Here is a 3,626-nt window from a genome sequence, read left to right as displayed (position 1 = left end):
GTAGATATTGGTAGGCATCCTTACTGCAGGAGATTTTTGTGCGGTTTGCCTTGGCCGGCGGCACATACTTTACTTGAATTTCTGATAATTCCATTTTGCTTAGAGTTGTTTAAGTATCTCATTATTAATGACCTACTGTAAATTTCTCCCAGCAAAACGGAATTACAATGCGTTATGAAATAATTTTTCAAATTATATTAATACTTTTAGAGGATTTGTTTACAAACCTCCTAAATTTTAATTTATGTTTAAAGAAGAGTTCCTTGGTCGCTTAAAGTCATTTTCTACTGCTCCATATTTGTTTGTGGGTTCTGGACTTTCAAAAAGATATATTGACATACAGAAATGGGATGACCTTTTAGAGAGTATGACAGCTGAAATGAAAATGCCAAGAGATTTTAACTTTTATCTATCGAAAGCAAATAGTGACCTGCCTAAAGTTGCATCTTTATTAGGTGAGGAGTTTCATCAAATGTGGTGGGATAGCGATGATTTCAAGGAAAGTAGAAATGTATTTTCACACAATACTATCACTAAATATAGTCCGTTGAAATATGAAATTTCTAAGTATATTGAACGTAAAGGTGTTGAATGTATTGATAGTTATAAAGAAGAGTTCGAATTGCTTCAAAAGGTCAATATTGATGGAATTATTACCACTAATTGGGATACATTTTTACAAAATACATTCAACCAGTTTTCTGTCTTTATTGGTCAGGATAATTTAATTTTTAATAATACTATTTCGATTGGTGAGATATATAAAATTCATGGCTGCATCAAGCAGCCTAACACTCTCATTGTAACAGAAGAAGACTACCATCAGTACAACCAAAGAAACCCATATTTAGCTGCGAAACTCCTCACAATTTTTATGGAGCATCCAATTCTATTTTTAGGTTATAGTTTAAGTGATTCAAATATCATTGAAATCTTAAAATTGATAATGTTTTGCTTAACAAAGGAAAATATTTATAAGTTAAGAGATCGCCTAATATTTTGTGATTATGACCCTTCTGTTACTCATTGTTCAATGTCCAATACTAGTATGATGATAGGTGATGTTAATATCCCGATTACAATTATAAAGTACAAGTCGCTAGTTGAAATATATGAAGTGTTAGTTGAAAATGCTAGAAGGCTACCTATTAAGATTTTAAAACACATGAAAGAAATGGTGTACGATTTTGTCAAAAACACAGATTCAACATCAAAAATTTATATTGATGACACCTTTGACTTAGAAAAACTAGATTTAAAAAAAGTAGAATTCTTTTTTGGGATTGGAACAAGAGAAAAGCTCGGTAAAGTCGGTGTTAAAGGACTAAAACAGCAAGATTTATTAGACGATATTATAGTACCGAACACAAATTTCGATTCGTTAGTTATATGCCGTGATTTATTACCAGAAATAAATGGAGTCTTTTTTCCTTGCTTTAAGTATCTGAGAGATGCAGACCTATTAGATCATGATGGCAATCTTGTTCATGATGTCATTCCATTTACAGATAAGTTTATAAAAAAAATAAATTCAATTAATCAAGAAAGTTTTTATCCTGGATCATCCTATGATCGCCACGCTTATGACTTCAATACTAAGTATCATACGCTGGAAGAATTGATCCTCAATGAGAACAACGTTCAGGCAATGATTCACATACCGCTTTTGGACGAAGAAAAAATAGATTTAAATGTCTTACTAAAATTCATTTCCGACAATTATGATTCTAATTCAAAGAAGAATCCATATATGAAGAAATTAATATGTTTATATGATTATTTGAAATTTAAAAAATTATAACCACAATGTCTACTCTTAATTGGTAGACATTGTACTTAATTTTAAAATGGTAGTTTAAGTGATTTTTGAAACGGATGCTTTAAGTTACTTGTTCCGCCAGACTTCCGCAACTCCACCACCTGGCCAAAGACTTTTTGAAGCAACTTGAAGTCCTTTTCTTCCGCCTCAATGTTTCGGAATTCAGCCAGCCCCCCACGATTTACAAAGGTGTCTTTCTGGGCCCAGTAATAGCGGGTATCCTTCCAGATATAGCGGTGGTGATGCGCATTGAGCAGGCTGATCCAATAATCCTCGTTACAGATGATATCGGGGTTATACCACAGTTTGGAGCCTTCCAGCACCCCATGGGCGCAACCGGTCACGTATCCACTCATTTGGATCGGATTGAGACTATTATAACTGATCGGTGTTGGGGATGAACTATAGCCAAAAAGGAACGCCCCAGCCTGTTGGGCGGCGTAGGCGGTACTTTGAATGATATCATAAGCAGTGGCCGGATCTACGTGAGATTCTTCCCCCTTTTCTGTGTAGATCCTGCCAAGGTGGTCGATATCGTCGTCCAGCATAAAGCAGCTACCCACGTTTTTGATGATCCAGTCTCTTTTCCTTGACAGACCCACCACTGAATCGGGGTGGGTGATGATCTCGATCCCTGGATTACATTTCCTGTAAATATCAGCCTGGCTTTCTTCAACGCATAAGGTAGCGCCATATACGGCACTAGTAGTACGCACGCGACTTGCCCTCTTATGAGAGGGGATTATGATTTTGATATCTTTCATAAATCAGGACCGGTTTAAAATGGATATTACTTGCTTACCATCCACTACCCGTTGCATTCCAATCTTGCTGGATTTATAGCATTGGGCGCGATCTAGTCCAAGCTTTTCTGAGAGGTGATTGAAGTCGATTTCGTTGCTGCAGACAATCACTATGGAATCGTATTTCTCTGAGAACTTAGCAACGATGGGTAGCTCTGGCTCTTCGGCCAGCTCTTGGGTCATTTCCGATATCTGCTCGTTAAGCTCGTCGATGCCGATGCCATAGCTATCCAGATCCACCAACTCGTCAAATTCCTGTTTTAGCATTTCCAGGTCCCATTCACCGGCATGGCTGTTCTCGATGATCATCACCTCCTTCAGCTCCTGATCCGTGAGTTTACGGGTGGCAGTCCGGACGTCACAGAGCATATCCCCCAGACCATTTTGTACGATCACTTCACATCGGCGGTTTCCAGAGAGCAAGGTGCCATCCGCGTCCCTAACCGGGATTCCGATCATACCGTATTTCTGGATCCGCTCCCAGAGTTTCTGCTTTTCAGCAGCTTTAATTTTACGAGGATTTTTTACATGAGGCACCAGATCGGCGATCCGGACACGCTCGGTACTAAACAATTCATTTATCATGGCGAACAATATAAAATTAAGTAAGTATTCAAGTTTTAGAGCAAAGCCCTGGCTTGCGTAGATTCCTCAATGGCAGCTTCTACCTGGGCCAGTTCAATTTCCCATTTTGATTTGGAAGCAATGCCAGCCTTAGGGTTATCCAATTTGATTTTCAGCTTGCTTCGCTTTTCACGAAGCTTCTGGATCTTTACCGTTAGCTCCGCTTTACTTTGAAGAGCGCCTAGGTTATTGGTCTGCAGCTTAGGAGCTGAAGCCACTACGGGTAGGGGTTCATTCCGTTCTAGGAATTTCTTTTGAGTCCAGATCTGCTCGATCTGCTGGTGGAGGTCCAATATACGGCTCGTTAGTTCGGGGCATTCTTGCTCGGCTGGGACCTTATGCAAAAGATTGCTGAGCTCGGCCTGCTCACGTCGTAGCCT

Annotated in this window: 3 protein-coding genes and 1 pseudogene; 1 reads left to right on the top strand and 3 read right to left on the bottom strand. The window is 39.1% G+C overall.

Translation table 11 applies throughout. The features are described 5' to 3' along the window. Positions 1–244 precede the first annotated feature (244 nt). Complete coding sequence (locus CLV98_RS22920; protein WP_109678442.1) at positions 245–1,801, top strand: SIR2 family protein; 1,557 nt, start codon at positions 245–247, stop codon at positions 1,799–1,801. A 41-nt stretch (positions 1,802–1,842) separates the two neighbouring features. Here CLV98_RS22920 and CLV98_RS22915 read toward each other — a convergent pair whose 3' ends face one another. The 3 genes and pseudogenes from CLV98_RS22915 to CLV98_RS23535 form a co-directional block, all read right to left on the bottom strand. Continuing rightward, positions 1,843–2,583 carry a GREB1-related protein gene (locus CLV98_RS22915; protein WP_109678440.1) on the bottom strand — a complete coding sequence of 247 codons (741 nt, stop codon included), beginning with the start codon at positions 2,581–2,583 and terminating at the stop codon, positions 1,843–1,845. 3 nt (positions 2,584–2,586) lie between these two features. Beyond that, on the bottom strand, positions 2,587–3,207 hold the full coding sequence (locus CLV98_RS22910) for a ParB/RepB/Spo0J family partition protein (RefSeq protein ID WP_109678438.1): 621 nt from the start codon (positions 3,205–3,207) through the stop codon (positions 2,587–2,589). 35 nt (positions 3,208–3,242) lie between these two features. Further along, positions 3,243–3,626, bottom strand: a pseudogene (locus CLV98_RS23535) (hypothetical protein); the annotation flags it as partial.

The sequence above is a fragment of the Dyadobacter jejuensis genome (assembly GCF_003149085.1).
In the GTDB taxonomy this organism is placed as follows: domain Bacteria; phylum Bacteroidota; class Bacteroidia; order Cytophagales; family Spirosomataceae; genus Dyadobacter; species Dyadobacter jejuensis.
This window is presented reverse-complemented; position numbering and strand designations above follow the sequence as displayed.

What these genes read in the sequence shown, in the direction of transcription:
- CLV98_RS22920 (WP_109678442.1), top strand. Translation starts at nt 245, where the DNA reads ATGTTTAAAGAAGAGTTCCTTGGTCGCTTAAAGTCATTTTCTACTGCT.
- CLV98_RS22915 (WP_109678440.1), bottom strand. Translation starts at nt 2,583, where the DNA reads ATGAAAGATATCAAAATCATAATCCCCTCTCATAAGAGGGCAAGTCGC.
- CLV98_RS22910 (WP_109678438.1), bottom strand. Translation starts at nt 3,207, where the DNA reads ATGATAAATGAATTGTTTAGTACCGAGCGTGTCCGGATCGCCGATCTG.